General features: G+C 45.6%; 11 protein-coding genes. 4 read left to right on the top strand and 7 right to left on the bottom strand.

The window, feature by feature from the left end; translation table 11 throughout:
- Positions 1-50: 50 nt before the first annotated feature.
- The 5 genes from G9G54_RS11940 to G9G54_RS11920 all read right to left on the bottom strand — a co-directional run bounded on the left by G9G54_RS11940 (position 51) and on the right by G9G54_RS11920 (position 5,012).
- A complete protein-coding gene (locus G9G54_RS11940; protein ID WP_165178246.1) occupies positions 51-1,091 on the bottom strand; it encodes a CdaR family transcriptional regulator in 1,041 nt (346 codons plus the stop codon).
- 294 nt (positions 1,092-1,385) lie between these two features.
- Positions 1,386-2,516: an RDD family protein gene (locus G9G54_RS11935; protein WP_238807985.1), complete on the bottom strand. Its 1,131-nt coding sequence runs from the start codon at positions 2,514-2,516 to the stop codon at positions 1,386-1,388.
- A gap of 339 nt (positions 2,517-2,855) precedes the next feature.
- Positions 2,856-3,731: a GNAT family N-acetyltransferase gene (locus G9G54_RS11930; protein WP_165178242.1), complete on the bottom strand. Its 876-nt coding sequence runs from the start codon at positions 3,729-3,731 to the stop codon at positions 2,856-2,858.
- Between the two features lie 88 nt (positions 3,732-3,819).
- Positions 3,820-4,290, bottom strand: a complete 471-nt coding sequence (locus G9G54_RS11925; protein WP_238807983.1) for a MerR family transcriptional regulator — start codon at positions 4,288-4,290, stop codon at positions 3,820-3,822.
- Complete coding sequence (locus G9G54_RS11920) at positions 4,284-5,012, bottom strand: SDR family oxidoreductase (RefSeq protein ID WP_165178240.1); 729 nt, start codon at positions 5,010-5,012, stop codon at positions 4,284-4,286. The genes G9G54_RS11925 and G9G54_RS11920 overlap by 7 nt, the downstream gene beginning before the upstream one ends.
- A gap of 150 nt (positions 5,013-5,162) precedes the next feature.
- Here G9G54_RS11920 and G9G54_RS11915 point away from each other — a divergent pair, with 150 nt between their 5' ends.
- The gene (locus tag G9G54_RS11915; RefSeq protein WP_165178238.1) at positions 5,163-7,115 is read left to right on the top strand and encodes a BglG family transcription antiterminator; all 1,953 of its coding nucleotides are present in this window, start codon (positions 5,163-5,165) and stop codon (positions 7,113-7,115) included.
- Between the two features lie 169 nt (positions 7,116-7,284).
- On the top strand, positions 7,285-9,264 hold the full coding sequence (locus G9G54_RS11910; protein WP_165178236.1) for a PTS fructose transporter subunit IIABC: 1,980 nt from the start codon (positions 7,285-7,287) through the stop codon (positions 9,262-9,264).
- A gap of 86 nt (positions 9,265-9,350) precedes the next feature.
- Here G9G54_RS11910 and G9G54_RS11905 read toward each other — a convergent pair whose 3' ends face one another.
- On the bottom strand, positions 9,351-10,250 hold the full coding sequence (locus G9G54_RS11905) for a DMT family transporter (protein WP_165178234.1): 900 nt from the start codon (positions 10,248-10,250) through the stop codon (positions 9,351-9,353).
- Positions 10,251-10,359: 109 nt separating this feature from the next.
- Between G9G54_RS11905 and pdxR the strand changes: the two genes are divergently transcribed.
- Complete coding sequence (pdxR, locus tag G9G54_RS11900) at positions 10,360-11,733, top strand: MocR-like pyridoxine biosynthesis transcription factor PdxR (RefSeq protein ID WP_165178232.1); 1,374 nt, start codon at positions 10,360-10,362, stop codon at positions 11,731-11,733.
- Positions 11,734-11,838: 105 nt separating this feature from the next.
- Here pdxR and G9G54_RS11895 read toward each other — a convergent pair whose 3' ends face one another.
- Entirely contained in the window at positions 11,839-12,753 is a 915-nt protein-coding gene (locus G9G54_RS11895) for a phosphatidate cytidylyltransferase (RefSeq protein ID WP_165178230.1), read from the bottom strand.
- A 95-nt stretch (positions 12,754-12,848) separates the two neighbouring features.
- On the opposite strand from G9G54_RS11895, the gene G9G54_RS11890 reads away from it, so the two are divergent.
- Positions 12,849-13,391, top strand: a complete 543-nt coding sequence (locus tag G9G54_RS11890) for a hypothetical protein (protein ID WP_023991046.1) — start codon at positions 12,849-12,851, stop codon at positions 13,389-13,391.
- Position 13,392 lies beyond the last annotated feature (1 nt).

Here is a 13,392-nt window from a genome sequence, read left to right as displayed (position 1 = left end):
CGAGCGGAAATATGATATTACTGGCGCATGGTCTGGCGTGATACAGCAGTTCATTGATACAGTGCCAATAAGCCATGCGTAAGCTCAAAAAGCTGAAGGAGATTCCGGGGATCTTTACCGGTTAAGGTATGGATGCGCTTCAGGCGGTATTGCAGCGTATTTCGGTGAATATTTAATTCATCTGCGGTAAAGGAGACACTGCCGTTATGGTTAATAAAGCTTCGCAGCGTATCCAGCAAATCCACAGTATCTTCCAGCTTGCTAACCAGATAGATCGTGTTCGTCAGGTTCGTTTGACTCAATTTGACCAGAAATTCGACTTCCGCAAAAGAAATTTTTTGCACAGGCGGGCGCAAAGCCAGTAAAACATTCATAGCTGACTTGGCTTGCATATAAACATCCGCAATGTTGTGCTCTTGTCTGCTGACCGTAATCAGCACATCGGGATGACTGCGCACAAGTGGCTCTAGCAGTTTGTCTGTCGGCTCCTGATTTTGTATTAGAATGAGATAGCAGTCTTCTTCCATGCGAAAGGATGGATGCTGCATGAATATATTGGACAAATCGGCTAAATGAGCTGGATCAGTAGGCAGATATTTTACATATACAGCCGAAGTTTTTAGAAGCAAATCAATGTGATATTGAGCTGCTTCTTTTTTTATTTTTTGCGTGTAAGCTCCCTGATGATTTAACAACATTTCCAGCACAGATTTTTTGCGATTGGCTTCATGGGCCAGATGCTCCAATGAGATCCGCTGTTCAATCAGGAGAGACACCGTGGTTTTAACAATACTGCAAAAAGGACGCACTTCATCGGGATTGCCTGAAATACCAATGACACCAACTAACTCATGATGAATGACAATCGGTTCATTGGTTCCCTTTTTCTCATAGTGGCCGTCCTGCCACACTTCAACCATTTTCCCAGTTTCGAGCGCCTGAACAGCTCCTTGGTGAATGGTTCCGATTCGTTCACTCTCGCCGCTGCCAATGATGATGCCTCGTTCATTCATAATATTGATATTGTATGGAATATCCTTCATCATTTTGTCTACGATGTCTTGGGCTTGCTTTTCGGAGAGCTGAAACAAAATCCGGATTCCTCCTTTATCTATAGTGATATAGCGTATTTTAATGTACCACCTTAATGAAAGGGTTTTCAATTCATTGTGCATCTGAACAATATGATAAGGCGGATTACCGACCATGTCAGTCAATTTTATCATAGATGTGAAATTGCAGCGTATTATGATAATCCATTAGACGATGTTATATATTTTTGTATTGAGTGTAATCTAAGGAAGAGTATAGCTGTACGCAAAAAAACAGGGCTCATAGGAGCACCTGCTTTTTGTATCTATCCTTTTTATTGCCAGCCACGCTGTCTAATGACGAACCTCGCGGAAGCTATAGGTAATGTCGTGTAGTTCTTTCTTTAAACGGGCATCTTTAGACGCTGGTGCATATCCAAGCACCTGGTAGTAATTACTTTCGGTCTCAATAATCGCTACATGGGTAACATATTTGTCCATATCTTTCTTGCCTTTAATCACGAACTCAAGGGCAGGATATCCATAAATGGTTGTGTTAGAGACAGGTCCTACACTAGACAGGTTCCACTCTTTGGTTAAGTTATTTTCAGCTTTCTTACCATACTGTTGGAGAGTTATATTGCCCAATTGCTTTTTTGAGTGGGATAGTACCACAACGGATTTTTGAATGTACGGATTGAATATTGCAATCTCTGCTTTTCCTTCACGGTCCGGGTCTGTTGACCAGTCCAGCGGGGCCGTGATTTGAAACCGTCCATCTTTACTTACATAGCTTTGCTCTTTCTTGCTCACCGGAACTTCAGGAGGTACGTAACTGTCTGCAAGTATAAAAATAGCATTTACAAACGAGGCTCCCAAGATCACCATTGCGGTAAAAAATATAAAGAGCGAACGTTTCATTGTCTTTTTGCTAATGGGCTCTAAATCCCGTACCTTTACAACATATGTACCTGCAGCTAAATCACCAATTCGTTGTCTTGATGCAGTTACTAACACACTGATACCAGCAGGTATCCCACCCATTAGCAATGGATTGGTGTCTATTAGCCTGAGCAGCGTACGAATGAGTGATTTAAGAAAACCGGGAGGCCTTCCTTCCCCGTTAACCACCTTAATACGAAAGACGAACTTACCCAGCGTATAGCCTGTGTAACCTTCCAAAAGCAAATAATAGCTGAAGAAAGCAATAAGCAGAATACAACGGGATGCAATCGCTAAAGGTAAAAACCATCTGTCCGTTATTTGAATAACAGAAATAAAAAAACAAATATACCCGATTACAAAAAATATGCAATCAAAAACCGTTGCTCCCCACCGTCTAAACAGAGTAGAATTCCCGTATGTTTTTGATAACGCCGCCATCCTGTTTGGATCTACCCCATAATTTTGACCATGCCGAATGTACGTCTGTCTTGAAGTTTCCTGCGGAATGTGTGATATGTGCTGTTCGTCCAAAAAATACACCTCTTCTTAATAATTAAAAACACACTCCTTATATTAACGGTCATTTTATAATCCATGTTTAGGAAAACATTCTATAAACAAAGAAATTATTATAAATATCCCTTCCTCTCATTGAACCGCATTCAGGCGCTAGTAGAGCCAGAGAATGCCCAATCCTTGCGGTTGCTTGAAAAAGCAGGCTTTCGGCAAGAAGGGCTCCTCTCCCAATATGAATTTACGTTAGGGAAATATGATGATCTTTACATGTGCGCATTGGTCAAATCAGAGTATATCAATCGTTCTCAGAAATGATAGATGTAGGTGAATCAAGCAGGGGAGCATGGATAGGAAGAAGGTTGATCATTGTACAACATGATCGACCTTCAGCGGCATACCCATTTCATATTGCTCAATGGGGTCTTTCGAGAGACCTATTTTTTGGATAAAGCCTTCAAGAGAGTCATTGTCAGACAGACAGATGTACACCTTCTCAATCTTTTGGGTCTCTGCTGCTCTATGAAGGAGGGCGCATCCTAATCCTTGGTTGCGATGCTTAGGATCGACCCAAAGAAAGTTGATTTTACCCTTAGCACTCATGCTCACCATGCCGAGGCACGTTTGATTCACTTCGTAGATGCCGAGAAAAGCTTCCTGTGTACTGGTGGCGTAATAAGGTGTGTCGCTTTGCCAATGGATGTGGCAGTCGGTGAGGGTCTTACGAAAAGCTGCGATGTCATCAAATGTAACTTCCTTAAGAATATACGAAGATGAGAGGGCAGCGGGTGGGGCGGAGGGCAGAGTGCCGTTGTAGTATTTCAGCGTATAGCGTGGCTGATAGCCTTGCTTTTCATATAATTTAACGGCCAGATGATTATCCTTGATGACTTCGAGCCATAGCTGCTGGCAGTCCGCGGAGATGGCTGTTTGTTTATGTAATTCCAGCAACTTGTTGCTAATCCCTTGACCGCGGTAAGCCGGAGCGATGCATAGCGTGCCGCAACGCATGGTCTTGTACCCGTCGAACTGCCGGACACCGCCGAGAATTAAGCCGATCGGTTGATCCTCATCCATGGCAAGGAAAGAGTGATTCCGTGTATTACCCTCTGGACCAAAAAAACGTGCTGCGAAATCGTCCTGATCCATGGTCAGGCGAATGGAATAATCCGAGAACCCAAGCGAAAATGCTTGAAAAATGTGTTCCATACTGACGTCATTGCATCTCACATAGGTGATCACCGTTATTCCCCCTAGAAATTCATACTATATTTGGATTATAGGGAATTAAGGGAGCTCCATCAATCTCCTGCTGAAATAAAAAAACCCCTTAAAAAAGGGGATTGGTGCTGTGTGTTGTAGGGTTGCAATTCGTGTCGCTAAGATCAGGATTGGTAGAGAGGTCACGATAATGGTTGAGCTTATATTCAATAATTTTTTGGGTTTCCATTAGTCTGGAAATTTCTTGTTGAATCTTCTGATTATGTTTCTCAAGTAAGGAATATCTGTCAGGAAGGGTAATGTTACCTTGCTCCGAAAGTTCTCGATAATGCTTCATTTCCTCTATGGTCATTCCAGTGGCTTTTAATCGGGTTAAAAAGATAATCCCCAGAATCTGATCTCTACTGTAGAACCTGTGTCCGTTAGCCTTTCGTTCTGCATAAGGCAGCAAGCCAATTCGCTCATAATAGCGTATGGTATCCTCTGTTAAACCTGTTAGTTCTGCAGCTTGACTAATAGAGGTTATGGTCTCCGGAATTTCCTGCAAAGTATCCCACTCCTTAATTGTAACGATTACCAAGGCACTTCTCCATTCGAGTCGAAAAATCCTCCTGTCGGCCCTCCATCATTTAAAGTGGCTAAACGGACAACGACAGCAGCGGCTTGCTGTACCGAACCCGGTCCTGTAAAGCCATTTAAGTCGGTGGCGGTAAAACCAGGGTCAGCCGAATTGATTTTGAGAGGTGAGTCTTTGAATTCTTTGGCAAGGGTGACGGTGAACATATTAACCGCTGCTTTGCTGCTATTGTAGGCAAGCAAATTAAATTGTGCATGCTCATGCTCAGGATCGCTATTATAGGTTAGCGAGCCAAGGCCACTCGACAAGTTAACGATTCTACCGCATGGGGATTCTTGCAATAAAGGCAACATGGCTTGCGTCACCGCGACCAAACCGAAAAAGTTTGTTTCATACGTTTCTCTTAAATCGTCCAAAGAGAACTGACTTGGAGGAGTGGCTCCTCCTAAAGATATGCCGGCATTGTTGATTAGTACATCAAGGGAACCAGATTTTTGTTTGATCTGATGGACTGCGGAATCAATCGTACTTTGATTCGTCAAGTCTAACAAAATCAATCGGGCTTCTACTCCCTCATTAGCCAACTTAGCCACCGCTTCCCGGCCGCTCTGCTCATTCCGTGAGCCAATCAGGATTGTAAGACCCATACCCCCCAATTGTCTGGCTGTTTCATACCCGATGCCTTTGTTGGCCCCAGTAATAAGAGCTGTTTTCCCAATAGTCATGAGCGATTCCTCTTTTCATTATTCTTGAATTTGGCGGCCACCATGCTTTAAATGTACTACTTGGAGTATACTTAAAGTCAACACAAAACCAGCAAAAATATAGCTCGAAATGCCCTGGACATTCTTTATTTTAGAAGATGGGAGAATGGAATGAATAAAAGGCAAATGGAAATTTTACGCATGTTGTTAACTGAACCGGACCGGTTGTGGTTGGCGCAGGATCTGGCGGATATGACCGACTGCTCTGAAAAGACGATCCGCAACGATCTGAAAGTAATTGAAGATTATATCGTCAAGCATTCTGATGCCAATCTGGTGAGAAGGCCGGGACGCGGCATTTATCTGGAGATGGGTGAAGCGGATCAGAATGAATTGTTCCATCGACTGTATGCGGACGAGAGTACAGCCCAACATGAGTCGGATGAGGAAAGGGTGCTTCATCTCGCCTATCGGCTCTTGATGAATGCCAAGCCTGTGACCATCCAGGATCTAGCTTCACAGTATTATGTGAACAAGACGGTGATTCGTAGAGATATGGAGAAGATCGATGGCTGGCTGCACAGCTTTGATCTGGCCTTGATTACCAAGCAGCGCGTTGGATTGACCATTCAAGGCTCTGAGAAAAATAAGCGCATCGCTTTGGCGCGGATGAACCAGCTGATTGACAGTCCTGAGTTAACAGGACAGATGATGCGCAAACAGTTTGAATCGCACGAGATTACAACCATAAATCATGAATTAAAAGCATTTCAAAAACGCTATGAGCTCAGCTTTACTGACGAAGCTTTCGAAGCTCTAATGCTGCATATCCTCTTAATGGTCAAACGAACCAAGATGGGACAACCCATTTCGCTCTCCAAGCAGGACATTGCCTTTTTGCAGGAGAGACGCGAATTTACATGGGCTACGTCTTTTTTGCAGCAGTTGCAAAAGTTGTTTGCTGTGCCTTTTTCCAAGGAAGAGACGGCGTATTTAACTCTGCACCTGCTTAGTGGGAAGTTCCGTTACCAGCAGGAGGGAAGAACAGGAAAACAAGGTGAGCTGGCAGATAGCCACCCGCTTTTGCCTGAGTTGATTGAGCAGTTAGTTCGGCGGATGTCCGAGCTGAATATGATTGCCTTTTCTAAAGACAAGATGTTACTGAAAGGGTTGAATGTCCATTTATATACGACCCTGAACCGTCTTCAATATGGATTGACCGTGTCCAATCCTATGCTGGCCGAGATCAAGAAGATGTACCCCTACATGTTCGACCGAGTTATTATTACACTGGAAGAGGTGGGACAATGGACCCGGCTATCCTTCCCCGAGGAGGAAGCGGCGTATTTAACGCTGCATTTTCAGGCTTCTGTGGAGCGATTGCACCAGAAAGAGAGTCATCCCCAGAGAGCCATCATCGTGTGTCACATGGGCATCGGTATGTCCCAACTGCTACGCACCAAGGTGGAACGTAAATTTCCGGCTGTACATGTGGAGACAACCCTTTCCAAAGCAGAAGTGCAGGACTATCTGGCAGCCCAGGAGGTGGATCTCGTCATTACCACTGTAGATCTCCCAGAGATGAACATTCCGCACATTCTCGTCTCTCCCTTGCTGGATGCCAAGGACGAACGTCGGCTGGAGCAAGTGATCCGACGACTGGATGAGCCGGAACAGAGGGCGGCAGACGAATCTGTATTTTTTAAGTATACAACCCCTTTTTTGGTCTTTCCCCAGCAGGAAGTGCAGCGTCCGGAACAATTGATCTCCAAGCTGGCGCAAATACTGGAGGACAAGGGATATGTGGAGCCAGGTTATGTGGACAGCGTACTGGCGCGAGAAAAAATGTCGGCCACGACGATTGGGGGAGGCATAGCCATCCCGCATGGCGGTTCTGAGTGGATAAGGCAGTCCTCCATTGTAATCGCTACCTTGAAGCAGCCGCTTACCTGGGGAACCGAGAAAGTAGAGCTTGTGTTCTTGCTTGCGGTCAAACAGGATGGGCGGGAAGAAATGCGCCAGTTATTTAAGGAATTGTCCCTGATCAGTGAGCAGCCTGCTTTAGTTCATGCCTTATCTAAGGAGACCGATGCGATGAGATTATTAGGGAGAATGAAGGGATAAACTAAAATCAAAGCTGTGCTCTGGAACAGGACTTATAGATAAGTCCTGTTTTTTGTCGGTATAATTCCGTTTTTCCGAAAGTTCCGGTAAAAAGTTCGTCCGATAACAGCAAGATAGGCGTTTATACTATCAATGTAAGCGGAAACAACAGAGAGAAGGGGAATAGACTATGAAGATATTGGCGATTACCTCATGTCCTAACGGAATTGCACATACGTATATGGCAGCTGAGAATCTGCAAAAGGCAGCAGCAAAGCTGGGCATCGAGATGAAGGTCGAGACACAAGGCTCCATTGGAGTCGAAAATCAACTGACCGAGCAGGAGATCCGTGAGGCAGATGGCATTATTATTGCAGCGGATAAAACGGTGGTTAAAGACCGCTTCGTCGGTAAGAAACTGCTGGTCGTTGGCGTACAGGATGGCATTCGCCGTCCAGAAGAATTGATCCAGCGGGTGATGAAGGGTAATGTACCTGTGTACCAAGCAGAGTCACGTTCTGCCGAAGGTAGCTCACAGGAGAACAAACCGAAACAAAATCCCATCTACCGCCACTTGATGAACGGTGTATCCTATATGGTACCCTTCATCGTCATTGGGGGATTGCTCATTGCCATTGCGTTGACGATTGGCGGTGAGAAGACACCAGGCGGTCTGGTTATACCGGACGGTTCATTCTGGAAGACGGTTCAGGATATCGGTTCGGCTTCGTTTACCTTTATGATACCGATCCTCGCCGGATTTATCGCGATGAGCATTGCAGATAGACCGGGGCTTGCACCGGGTATGATTGGCGGATTCATTGCTGCGAACGGCAGCTTTTATGGAAGTGAGGCGGGGGCTGGATTTATCGGCGGCATTATCGCCGGTTTCCTGGCCGGTTATGTTGCACTTGGGATTCGGAAAATCAAGGTTGGCCGAGCATTACAGCCGATCATGCCTATAATTATTATCCCTGTATTGGCATCGTTAATTGTTGGATTAATCTTTGTCTTTGTAATCGGTGCTCCAGTCGCACAATTGTTTGAAGCTTTAACAGGTTGGCTTGCAGGTATGCAAGGTACAAGCTCAATTCTACTGGCATTGATTCTAGGTGCGATGATCTCCTTTGATATGGGCGGCCCTGTGAACAAAGTCGCTTTCTTATTCGGTTCGGCCATGATCGGCGAAGGAAATTATGAAATTATGGGGCCAATTGCCGTTGCGATTTGTATTCCGCCGATTGGGATGGGACTTGCAGCGATGATCAACAAACGTAAATTTGCACCTGCGGAACGCGAGGCTGGGAAGGCAACATTCACAATGGGGTTGTTCGGTATTACCGAAGGTGCAATTCCATTCGCGGCGCAAGATCCACTGCGTGTTATTCCTAGTATCATGGTAGGATCCATGGTCGGTTCAGTCATTGCGATGTTGGGGAATGTAGGTGACAAGGTAGCTCACGGTGGACCGATTGTAGCTGTACTTGGTGCAGTGGACCATGTGCTCATGTTCTTCATCGCCGTTATTGTCGGCGTAGCTGTATCGGTTGTCCTGGTGAGCTTGCTGAAAAAAGATATTGCAGCAACTGTAACTCCTGATGTTGCTGGGGAAGCTGGACAATCTGCGATTACTACAACGGCCGCTACGGAGTCATCTGCTTCAACAACTGTTACAAATAATGGGCCAGCCGTTTCTCCACAAGCCATTCACATTGAGAAACTGACGGATATTGTAACGATGGATCTGATTAATTTGGATCTGGAAGGAACGACACGAGATGCTGTGGTTGATGAAATGATCGGAGTACTTGAGAGAACTGGAGCCGTAAGCTCTGCCAGTGATTTCAAACAGGCGATATTAGCCAGAGAGGAAGAAGGCTCCACAGGCATTGGAATGAATATTGCCATTCCTCATGGCAAATCGGAAGCGGTCCTGAAGCCAAGCGTGGTCTTCGGCATCAAGCAGGGCGGTGTTGACTGGAATAGTGCAGACGGAAGTGAAGCAAAACTGATCTTCATGATTGCCGTACCGCGCAACAGCAAGGAAAATGCGCATCTGAAAGTATTGCAAATGTTATCGCGTGAGCTGATGGATGATCATTTCAGAGAAGCGCTCCTGGCGGTTAAAACGAAGGAAGAAGCATATCAATTGCTGGATCAGGTGCATTAATTCATGCGATAAGATCTTGAATCAAAAAAAAGAGGCTCCCGAAGTTTTAGCCGGGAGCCTCTTTTTTGAGAAGGTCTTTGCGTAAGTCAGCGGCGTTCACCGCGTGACATGAGCATGATGCCCAGAAACACAAAGCCTGCACCAGCCAGATGAGCAAATGAGAAGGATTCACGGAGGATGATATAGGACAGCAGCAATGTACTGACAGGAATACAACCCGTGTATACAGCTGCTGTACTAGCCGGTACTCTTGATACACCCCGAAACCATAATACGTAGCCTAATGCGGTGACAAAGATACCATAATATAAGACTAGCCCCATCTCCCCTACACCAACGTGGTTAAAGTTGTACTGTCGGGCCTCCCCGAAGGAACAACCCAGAAACATAAGGAATGAAAAGAGTGTTATATACATAGTCCCAAGCAGGGAAGAGACGTCGCTGGATAGCATCTTGCGTAATACCGTCAGTGCCGCTTCTCCGAACACAGCAGACAGAACAAGCAGCATGCCAATGAACGAGGTTGCGTTGGGAGCATTGAACCAGAGCGCCGATATGTGAGGCACTTGCAACGCCAAAACACCGAGCAGAGAACAGGCAATCCCGAGACCGGGGCGGAGCGTAATCTTTTCTCTCAGCAGCACATACGAAAGAAGTGCAACGATAGCTGGGGTTAAGCTAGTTAAAATTCCGCTTTCGGAAGCAGAGGCGTAGGTCAGCCCGTACAGCATTAGGACACGGAAGAGAAACATGCCGACCAGTGCTTGAATGAACAGGATTAAGGCATCCCGTTTGCTGATCCTTAGTGAATACTTCTTGATGAATACAATGGGTACCAAGAACAGAAGGGCAACAGCCAGACTGGCAGATTGCGATAAAAAAACAGGTAGCTGCATCACGACCAGTTTACCGACTACCACAGAACTGCCGACAATGGAGGTTGCGATCACTAATTCCATGTAAGTCGAAAAGGTTGGTTTGTTCATTTCATCTCACCTCTTGTACAGATATTGATATATACTGTAGCAATAGAAACTGGGCACTTGTAGATCCAGTTGAAGAGGTTTTTGACAGTACCGCTTGAGGGGGCAACCTATGTGGTTATCTATCGATAAGAATGTGACAGTTCCGATGCTGCGTCAGGTGTATCAAGCGATACGGGACCGTATTTTAGCCGGAGAACTGCATGCAGGATATAAACTTCCTTCGACCCGGGTACTGGCCTTACAGTTGAATGTTTCCCGGAATGTTATCCTCGAAGCTTATGAAATGCTGCTAGCCGAAGGCTTAGCCATTGCGCGCTCGGGTTCAGGTACCTATGTAGCGGAAGGGGCCGTCCTTCCAGGTTATGTATCCGCACCGCCTATCGAGGCGTCTGCGTCTGCAGTGGAATCTGCATATTCAAATGAGATGTCTGTAATTTCCTTCCGGACAGGCCTTCCTGCATTGGAATTATTTCCGCGCAAATCATGGGCTGACTTGCTTCAGAGCGTATGCAAAGAGGCTCCTGATCTGGCACTAGGTTATGGCGATCCTGCTGGAGAGCCTGAGTTACGCAGGGAGCTGGCCGACTATTTGGTTCACACCAGAGGAGTGAAAGCCAGCCCGGAACATATTGTAATCACTAGCGGAGCAGTACAAGCGATTCAGCTTGTCACCCGTCTGTTACTGTCAGCTGGAGACGAAGCCCTGGTAGAGGAACCGACAAATGAAGATTTAAAAAGCATTCTGGCGGCCACAGGAGCCACATTGCGGAGTATGCCTGTTGATGATTCGGGAGTTATAACAGCCGATCTGCCGCAAAAGAGACACCCCAAACTGGCATATCTGACACCCTCGCACCAGTTCCCGCTGGGTGGTATCTTGCCGATCCAAAGGCGGATCGAGCTTATTCAGTATGCAGCCCGGACAGGATGTCTTCTGCTCGAAGATGATTATGACAGTGAGTTCCGGTATGACGGGGCGCCCGTCCACTCCTTGCAGAGTCTGGACCCAGAACGGGTGCTATATGTCGGGACGTTTAGCAAAATATTGTTCCCTGCGCTGCGGATCGGCTATATTGTTCTTCCCTCGTCACGAGTCGCTGATTTTATCCGTTTAAAGCAACTGGCGGATTACCAGACAGCGAGCCTGGAACAAATTGTGTTGAGTCGGTATATCAGGAAGCGACTCCTTCATAAGCATGTACATAAGATGAAAAAAGTGTACGCCAAGCGTCGTCAGGTCCTGCTTGATAGCCTGGAACAGCATTTTACAGGGCAATACCGGATATGTGGCCGATCGGCTGGTTTACATTTGGTAGCAGAGTTTCAGTTCCCACTCCGAGAGAATCTGCTAGAACATCTCCGTAGCGAAAATGTATTTGCGGCACAGCTCGAAGGAAACCGACTGCTAATGGGCTACGGGCATCTAAAGGAAAATGAAATTCATGAAGGGGTTAGCAGGATTAGGAATGCCCTGCTACGGTAGTACACGCAAAAGCAGCCTATCCTTAGGTGAGGATAGGCTGCCCTTTTCATAACAAGATATCGTGTTCCATGATCACTATTCATACGAGGTTTGAGCCATGTAATCCTACATAAAGTCAAAAAAATAACGAATTACGTGGAAAAAGACGGGCGAGGTGTAGGTCAAGCTATCCACCCGGCTTAAGTAGCTTTTTTTCAAAGCATCGAACTTATCATCATCGCCGATTAATAAATCCCGCTTCAGCACGGAAACCGTTAAGCTGCCGAAGAAACCGCTCAAGCTGATCAGCATGCCGAAAATAATTCCAAATTTCAGGTCAAACGGCGTCAGGTAGGGATAGATGAAATAGGAAGCCGCTATAGTTACGGGAAAAGCGAGTGCAAAGCCTTCCCAAGTTATATTGGGATTGGATGTCGGGACGATTTTCCGCTTTCCGAAATAGAGTGATGCTAGATAGTGTACGACATCATTGAGCTGCGTCAGTACCACTAGAAAAAGTACAAGTTTCGCTCCGTATTGCGGCGTAGCAAACTGAAAATAGGCCAGATGACTCAACCCGAAAACCATCAGCATGAGTCCCCATTGGGTCGAGCTGACACTGCGCAGAAAACCAACCGTTCCTTTGTTGAGCAATCGCGGGAGCGGTAGCAGCAAGAATACATAGATAGGGATAAAGACAATAAACATTCCATACCACCCGATATAAATCCAATAAAATTGTACGGGAATCGCCAAGTACGCCCATAGAAACAATCTGCGATCAGCTTTTCTGGATCTAATCATGGAAAAGTATTCTTTTAGCGCAAAAAAGGTGAGTGCCATCAAGGAAAGCAGTGACATGATCGGATTGAAAAGAGTTGCCAAGCAAAAGATAAAGAACATACCCCACCATGTCTTGATGCGAAGCCCAATAGCTGCATAGTCTTTGTCTGGCTGTGTTTTGACTACTACTATGTAAATCAGATGGATGACCAATAAGGCTGTAAAAATAAGGATTAACGTTAATAGCGAACTATCCATTACCACTCACCAACTTATCGCGAAATAGGGTTCCATTAGGGTTCCTATGTTATTATGAAGGAATAATTCAAACTTGATAAGGGGAAATTTCGTAAATGGTAGCAGATCAATCCGTCTTTATCTTGCTTACGAATACGGGAACGTTTCTTACGAGAGTCATTAAAAGCTATACGAGAGCGCCATACAATCACGCCTCCATTTCCTTCAACCGGGAACTTTCGGAGTTATACAGCTTCGGGAGAAAGACCCCTAATAACCCTCTGGATGGTGGTTTCGTGAAAGAGGATATTAAGACAGGTACATACAGCAGATTTCCGAATACAACATGTGTTATCTACGAGCTTCAAGTAACCGACCGTGAAGTTGAAAAAATGAAGCGAGTTTTACATGTATTTATCCGAAGTCGTCAAAAATATATGTATAACTTACTGGGTTTGATTGGTATTGCACTCAAAGAACCAGTCGAGTTCAGTAATTCTTATTTTTGTTCGCAATTCGTTGCGGAAATTTTACAGCGATCCGGCATAAAAATATGGAACAAGTTGCCCGCTCTTGTTACGCCAGATGATTTTCGGCAAAGTGATCGATTCCATTTGATCTACGAGGGGAAATTGAGCGAGTATGATCCTCAAGCTTGAG

Origin of the sequence: Paenibacillus sp. EKM212P (assembly GCF_011066115.1) — a bacterium.
Lineage (GTDB): Bacteria > Bacillota > Bacilli > Paenibacillales > Paenibacillaceae > Paenibacillus > Paenibacillus polymyxa_B.
The sequence above is the reverse complement of the archived record's forward strand: the minus strand, read 5'-3'. Positions and strand labels throughout refer to the sequence as shown.

Coding starts and splice junctions, on each gene's coding strand:
- G9G54_RS11920 (WP_165178240.1), bottom strand. CDS start 5,012: ATGACTATTGGGAAAACAGCTCTTATTACTGGGGCCAACAAAGGCATC.
- G9G54_RS11915 (WP_165178238.1), top strand. CDS start 5,163: ATGAATAAAAGGCAAATGGAAATTTTACGCATGTTGTTAACTGAACCG.
- G9G54_RS11910 (WP_165178236.1), top strand. CDS start 7,285: ATGAAGATATTGGCGATTACCTCATGTCCTAACGGAATTGCACATACG.
- G9G54_RS11905 (WP_165178234.1), bottom strand. CDS start 10,250: ATGAACAAACCAACCTTTTCGACTTACATGGAATTAGTGATCGCAACC.
- pdxR (WP_165178232.1), top strand. CDS start 10,360: ATGTGGTTATCTATCGATAAGAATGTGACAGTTCCGATGCTGCGTCAG.
- G9G54_RS11895 (WP_165178230.1), bottom strand. CDS start 12,753: ATGGATAGTTCGCTATTAACGTTAATCCTTATTTTTACAGCCTTATTG.
- G9G54_RS11890 (WP_023991046.1), top strand. CDS start 12,849: ATGGTAGCAGATCAATCCGTCTTTATCTTGCTTACGAATACGGGAACG.